Here is a 5,699-nt window from a genome sequence, read left to right on the forward strand (position 1 = left end):
GCGTCTTGACCACGTCGACCGCGTTGAAGAAGGCCTGGCGTTGCCGAAACAGCAGCTGGCTCGCTTCGACATGAGCCGACAACAGCCGCGACAGCGACAGATAGATGCGCGTGACCTCTTCGAGATCGACCGGATCGTTGAGCGAGCGCAGGCGGCGGAATTCGTCCGCGCTCAGCGTCAGCGGCGTGTCGGCGCGGAATTGCGACCATTGCTCGGCGGAGAAGAAGCGAAACGGGGAATACTTCTCGGTCGGCGCGAGCTGATCCATCGAGATACCTGCCCTTCCTCGCGGTCAGCCCTTGGGCCGTGACGCCTTCTCGGCGATGCCCGAACGCCGGGTGCGGCCTTCGAGCTCCTTGAGCACGTCGCTCAGCGAAACCCCCGAGAGGCCGAGAACGACGAGCCAATGATATATAAGATCGGCACTTTCCGAAACGAGGGCCTGTTTGTCGCCCTTGACTGCGGCAATCACCGTCTCGACTGCTTCCTCGCCGAGTTTCTGCGCCGCCTTGTCGATGCCGCGCGCGAACAGTTTTGCCGTCCACGAGTCCGGGTCGCCGGAATGGGCGCGTTCCCTGATGGTTTCTTCAAGATCTGACAGCGAAAACTCAGCCATGGCGCCATCTATCTGCTTGTTTAGGCATGATCTTTTCCGAAAACCGGTTCCCACTTTTCGGGATCATGCTTTAGGGCCGATTATTCACAGAGTCCAGCCGCATCGGCAGCCCTGCGGCGGCCATATGCGCCTTGGCCTGCGCTATCGTGTAGGTACCGAAATGGAAGATGGACGCGGCCAGCACCGCGCCGGCATGGCCGTCGCGAATGCCTTCGACCATGTGGTCGAGCGTGCCGACGCCGCCGGAAGCGATGACCGGCGCACGCACGGCGTCTGATATCGCGCGGGTCAGCGCGATGTCGTAGCCGGCCTTGGTGCCGTCGCGATCCATCGAGGTCAGCAGGATCTCGCCGGCGCCGCGATCGACCATTTTCCGCGCGAACTCGACCGCGTCGATGCCGGTCTTTTCGCGCCCGCCATGGGTGAAGATTTCCCAGCGGTCGGCCTCACCGGTGGCGGACACTTTCTTGGCGTCGATGGCGACGACGATGCACTGGTTGCCGAACTTGTCGGCGGCCTCGGCAACGAAATCCGGGTTCTTCACCGCCGCCGTGTTGATCGACACCTTGTCCGCGCCGGCCAAGAGCAGCTTCCTGATGTCGGCGACCTGGCGCACGCCGCCGCCGACGGTCAGCGGCATGAAGCATTGTTCGGCGGTGCGTGCGATGACGTCGAAGATGGTTTCGCGATTGTCCGACGAAGCAGTGATGTCGAGGAAGCAAAGCTCGTCGGCGCCGGCCGCGTCATAGGCCTTGGCCGCCTCGACCGGATCGCCGGCGTCGACGAGATCGACGAAGTTGACGCCCTTGACGACACGGCCGTTCTTGACGTCGAGACAGGGGATGACACGGGCTTTCAGCATCAGCGGCCCTCTATCGTGGCGATGAGATCGTTCAGCAATTGACCGACCAGCGGCGGCACATCGGCCTGCGCGTCGAAAGCCGGGTCGTAGGCGGAGACGGTGATGCCGACGACCGGCACCGCAATCGCCATGGCGCAAGTGGCGTCGCGCAACTGCTCCGGGCTCGGGCCGCCCGAAGTGATATAGCGGTTGGCCTGCAACTCGCGGGGATCATGCACGTCCATGTCGAGATGCATGTGCACGCGTTTGGCGCCGGCGATCTTCAGTCTTTCGGTCGCCTGGGCCACCCCGGAGCATTCCGTCCGCACGATCGGCAATGTCTCCAGCAGCCGCTTCTCGTCCGGATCGAGATCGCGCGCGTTGACGAGCACGCAACGCGACGGATCGATCGGCTTGAAGCCGGGAATGGCCGAAGCCATCGGCCTCCAGCACAGGCCAAGCACCGTCGCCAGCGCCATGCCGTCGAGAAACCCGTACGCCGATGTCTCGGGCGTGTTGAGGTCGCCATGCTGGTCGGCCCAGATGATCGCATCGGCGTCCTCGCCGGCGACCGCACCGGCTGATGTCAGGCAGTTTCCCGCAAGGACGATGGGAAACCGGCCGGCGTCACGGGCAAGGCGAACCTCGGTCGCAACCGCGTTGCAGACAGCAAAGCCGGTGGCGATCTCGCGCTCCTGGATGTCTCCGACCCTGCCGATGTCTTCCACCGTAACGTCATGGCCGGCCATGGTCAGCGCGTCGACGAGCCCGCCTGATATCAGTGCGTCCGGGCCCTGGCCCATGCCGCCATGGTAATGGCCGCTGTCGTAGGAGGCCAGGATGATGGAGATTTTCACGTCCGCGTCTCCGCCCTGCCCTGCAGGATCGCCAGGGCCTCGGCCGGATCGATGCGGCCGTCATAGAGCGCGCGCCCGGAGATCGCCCCTTCGAGCTTTTGCGCATCGGGCATGGTCATGCGCACGATGTCGGCGATCGAGGCGAGGCCGCCCGACGCGATGACCGGGATCGATACGGCATCGGCGAGATCGATGGTGGCGTCCCAGTTGATGCCGGTCAAAACGCCGTCGCGGTCGATATCGGTGTAGATGATGGCGGCGACTCCGGCGCCCTCGAATTTCCTCGCCAGTTCGACGACGCCGAGGCTCGACGCCTCGGCCCAGCCCTCGACGGCGACCTTGCCGCCCTTGGCGTCGATGCCGACGGCGACCTTGCCCGGAAACGCCTTGCAGGCCTGTCTGACCAGGTCCGGGTCACGCACCGCCACCGTGCCGAGGATGACACGGGCCAGCCCGCGATCGAGCCAGTCCTCGATCTGCGCCAGCGTGCGGATGCCGCCGCCGAGCTGCACAGGGTTCTTCGTCGCCTTGAGGATGGCGCCGACCGCCGCGCTGTTGACGCTCTGGCCCTGGAAAGCGCCGTTGAGGTCGACGACATGCAGCCATTCGAAGCCCTGTTGCTCGAAGGCCCGCGCCTGCGCTGCAGGATCATCGTTGTAGATGGTCGCGGTGGCCATGTCGCCGTGCTTCAGGCGCACGCACTGGCCGTCCTTGAGATCGATGGCGGGGAAAAGGATCATCCGTTCAGGCGCCTTCCACAATGGCGAAATGCGATGTCGAATAGAGACGTCGGAACTTCAGCGCCGCCTGGTATTCGGGCGAATGGAAGCAGGCGAGTGCGACCGCGTAGCTCTCGAACTCGATGATGACATGGCGATTGCCCGACGACCCTTCCGGGCTCGACGACTGACCGCCGCGGGTCAGGAATTTTGCGCCATATTTGTCGAAAGCCGCTTTGTTGGCGGCAATGTATAGCGGATAGTTTTCCGGATCGGTCACCTCGACCATCGCCATCCAGTAACCCTTCTTGCTCATCGGTTTCCCCTTTGCTTGAGCATGATCTCGGGACAAACGGGACCGTTTGTCCGAGAAAACCGGGGTCCACTTTTCGGGATCATGCTCTAGGGCCTCCAGCGCAGGAAATTGGTGATCAGGGCGAGGCCCAGCGCCTGGCTCTTTTCCGGGTGGAATTGCGTGCCGACGAGATTGTCGCGGGCGACGGCCGCCGTCACCGGGCCGCCATAATCGGCGACCGCCAGCACTTCGTCCGGCTTGCGCGCATCGAGGTGGTAGGAGTGCACGAAATAGGCGTGCAGCCCGTTGGTCCCGGTGGGAATGCCGGCAAACAGTGGATGCTGGCGTTTGAGTTCGATCGTGTTCCAGCCGATCTGCGGGATCTTCAGCGCCGGATCGGAAGGCATGATCTCCTTGACGTCGCCCGATATCCAGCCGAAGCCCTCGGTAATTGTCTTTTCAAGGCCGCGCTGCGACATCAGTTGCATGCCGACGCAGATGCCGAGGAAAGGCCGGCCCTTGACGATGGCGACATCTTCGACGGCTTCCCGCATGCCTTCGACGGCCTGCAGGCCGGCCGCGCAATCGGCATAGGCGCCGACGCCGGGCAGGACGATGCGATCGGCCGTGCGCACCCGCTCGGCATCGGCCGTCAGGTCGATCTGCGCCACGATGCCGGCTTCGCGCGCGGCGCGCTCGAAAGCCTTGGTGGCCGAGCGCAGATTGCCCGAGCCGTAGTCGATGATCGCAACCCGCATATCAGCTTCTTCCCGGAATCATGTCAGTTTCTTCCCGGTATGTGGGTCAGCCCCAGCGCAATGCCCGGCTGCGCTGGCCGCGCGAAGGCAGCATCGGGGACCATGCGCGGCGCCGGCACAACCTCATCGGCAAGCGCTTCCGCCTCCAGCGCATAGCGTGTGTCGGCATCGTCGAGCCAACCGGCTTCGACCGCGCCCCACTCGTGCCAACCACGCCGGCGAAGTGCCGCGATGCGCAGGCCTTGCCCTTCCAGGCCGACATAGAGCGAAACCAGCAACGACAGCAGCGACCCAGCCAGACCAAGGCCGAGCTTCTGGCCCAGCATCGAAAGCAGGCCCATGACGACGAAGGTAAGTGCTGCTTCGATCCACAGCCGATGCCAGGCGAACCATAGCGGCGGCACCAGGAGGCCCAGCCAGGTGAAGCCATCGCGGACAAAGGCCGTCGCATCAGCCTTTTCGCTGCGGCCTGGCGGTTCCATCACGACGTAGGTGGCCATGGCCTTATCCCTTCAACGATCCCTTGGTGGAGGGAACCGCATCCGGCTGGCGCGGATCGCGTTCGAGAGCAGCGCGCAGCGCGCGCGCCACCGCCTTGAAGCAGGTCTCGGCGATGTGATGGTTGTTGGCGCCATAGTGGTTGGTGACATGCAACGTAATGCCGGCATTCTGCGCCAGCGCCTGGAAGAACTCGCGCACCAGTTCGGTGTCGAAGGTGCCGATCTTCGGCGACGAGAACGAAACGTTCCAGACCAGGAAGGGACGGCCGGAGACGTCGATCGCCGCGCGCGTCAGCGTCTCGTCCATGGCAAGGTCGATCGAGGCATAGCGCATGATGCCGCGCCGCTCGCCGAGCGCCTTGGTCAAGGCCTGGCCGAGCGCGATGCCGGTGTCCTCGACCGTGTGGTGATCGTCGATGTGCAGGTCGCCCTTGGCCCTGACCGTCATATCGATCAGGGAATGGCGCGACAGCTGGTCCAGCATATGATCGAAGAAGCCGACGCCCGTAGCGATATCCGACTTGCCGGAACCGTCGACATGGATCGACACGGAGATGTCGGTTTCCTTGGTCTTACGGCTCGCTTCGGCGGAACGGGGCGGCATCACTCTATCCTTGTCCAGAGGTTCACATCGTGACCGGCTCAGAGGCTTCAAGCGCTCGCAAGCTTGAAAACGAAAGCCTTCTAGCAGCATGATCCGGCGATTGCCAGTTGCCTCTGGCAGCGGTATCGGCCTTGCCAGAGAGCGATTTGCAATCACCGGCCCCATGCATACATATGGCCGATCAAAGTTACTCGTACCGCGCCAATCGCCTTATCGGGATGGCGCTGCTCGGAGCCCAAGAAATGTCCAATGAACTGACCATGCACGCCACGACCATCGTGACGGTGCGCAAGGGCAACAAGGTGGTGATCGCCGGCGACGGCCAGGTCAGCCTTGGCCAGACCATCATGAAGGGCAACGCCAAGAAGGTGCGCCGCATCGGCAAGGGCGGCAATGTGATTGCCGGTTTCGCCGGCGCCACCGCCGACGCCTTCACGCTTTTGGAGCGGCTCGAGGCCAAGCTCGAACAATATCCCGACCAGCTGACGCGCGCCTGCGTCGAGCTCGCC

The 5,699-nt window shown here is 63.9% G+C and carries 8 protein-coding genes and 2 pseudogenes; 1 reads left to right on the top strand and 9 read right to left on the bottom strand.

Annotation, left to right across the window (positions count from 1 at the left end):
• From EN991_RS21065 to hisB, 9 genes and pseudogenes are all read right to left on the bottom strand, one after another.
• Nucleotides 1-268, bottom strand: a pseudogene (locus EN991_RS21065) (type I pantothenate kinase); the annotation flags it as partial.
• 24 nt (nucleotides 269-292) lie between these two features.
• The gene (locus EN991_RS21070; protein ID WP_063170995.1) at nucleotides 293-616 is read right to left on the bottom strand and encodes a phosphoribosyl-ATP diphosphatase; all 324 of its coding nucleotides are present in this window, start codon (nucleotides 614-616) and stop codon (nucleotides 293-295) included.
• A gap of 70 nt (nucleotides 617-686) precedes the next feature.
• Nucleotides 687-1,481: an imidazole glycerol phosphate synthase subunit HisF gene (gene hisF / locus EN991_RS21075; protein WP_024501998.1), complete on the bottom strand. Its 795-nt coding sequence runs from the start codon at nucleotides 1,479-1,481 to the stop codon at nucleotides 687-689.
• Nucleotides 1,478-2,314: an arginase family protein gene (locus tag EN991_RS21080; protein ID WP_063170994.1), complete on the bottom strand. Its 837-nt coding sequence runs from the start codon at nucleotides 2,312-2,314 to the stop codon at nucleotides 1,478-1,480. Before EN991_RS21080 ends, hisF begins: the two co-directional genes overlap by 4 nt.
• The gene (hisA, locus tag EN991_RS21085; protein ID WP_013528346.1) at nucleotides 2,311-3,054 is read right to left on the bottom strand and encodes a 1-(5-phosphoribosyl)-5-[(5-phosphoribosylamino)methylideneamino]imidazole-4-carboxamide isomerase; all 744 of its coding nucleotides are present in this window, start codon (nucleotides 3,052-3,054) and stop codon (nucleotides 2,311-2,313) included. The genes EN991_RS21080 and hisA overlap by 4 nt, the downstream gene beginning before the upstream one ends.
• Before the next feature lie 4 nt (nucleotides 3,055-3,058).
• Nucleotides 3,059-3,349, bottom strand: a complete 291-nt coding sequence (locus tag EN991_RS21090) for a DUF1330 domain-containing protein (RefSeq protein WP_013528347.1) — start codon at nucleotides 3,347-3,349, stop codon at nucleotides 3,059-3,061.
• Between the two features lie 86 nt (nucleotides 3,350-3,435).
• On the bottom strand, nucleotides 3,436-4,086 hold the full coding sequence (hisH, locus tag EN991_RS21095; RefSeq protein WP_127369472.1) for an imidazole glycerol phosphate synthase subunit HisH: 651 nt from the start codon (nucleotides 4,084-4,086) through the stop codon (nucleotides 3,436-3,438).
• Nucleotides 4,087-4,109: 23 nt separating this feature from the next.
• On the bottom strand, nucleotides 4,110-4,586 hold the full coding sequence (locus tag EN991_RS21100; protein ID WP_127369473.1) for a DUF2628 domain-containing protein: 477 nt from the start codon (nucleotides 4,584-4,586) through the stop codon (nucleotides 4,110-4,112).
• A gap of 4 nt (nucleotides 4,587-4,590) precedes the next feature.
• Nucleotides 4,591-5,190: an imidazoleglycerol-phosphate dehydratase HisB gene (hisB, locus tag EN991_RS21105; RefSeq protein WP_024502002.1), complete on the bottom strand. Its 600-nt coding sequence runs from the start codon at nucleotides 5,188-5,190 to the stop codon at nucleotides 4,591-4,593.
• 242 nt (nucleotides 5,191-5,432) lie between these two features.
• Here hisB and EN991_RS21110 point away from each other — a divergent pair.
• Nucleotides 5,433-5,699 (top strand): annotated as a pseudogene (locus EN991_RS21110) (HslU--HslV peptidase proteolytic subunit); the annotation flags it as partial.

This window comes from Mesorhizobium sp. M7A.F.Ca.US.005.03.2.1 (genome assembly GCF_003997795.1).
GTDB classification, from domain to species: domain Bacteria; phylum Pseudomonadota; class Alphaproteobacteria; order Rhizobiales; family Rhizobiaceae; genus Mesorhizobium; species Mesorhizobium ciceri.

Coding starts and splice junctions, on each gene's coding strand:
- EN991_RS21090 (WP_013528347.1), bottom strand. CDS start 3,349: ATGAGCAAGAAGGGTTACTGGATGGCGATGGTCGAGGTGACCGATCCG.
- hisB (WP_024502002.1), bottom strand. CDS start 5,190: ATGCCGCCCCGTTCCGCCGAAGCGAGCCGTAAGACCAAGGAAACCGAC.
- hisH (WP_127369472.1), bottom strand. CDS start 4,086: ATGCGGGTTGCGATCATCGACTACGGCTCGGGCAATCTGCGCTCGGCC.
- hisA (WP_013528346.1), bottom strand. CDS start 3,054: ATGATCCTTTTCCCCGCCATCGATCTCAAGGACGGCCAGTGCGTGCGC.
- EN991_RS21070 (WP_063170995.1), bottom strand. CDS start 616: ATGGCTGAGTTTTCGCTGTCAGATCTTGAAGAAACCATCAGGGAACGC.
- EN991_RS21100 (WP_127369473.1), bottom strand. CDS start 4,586: ATGGCCACCTACGTCGTGATGGAACCGCCAGGCCGCAGCGAAAAGGCT.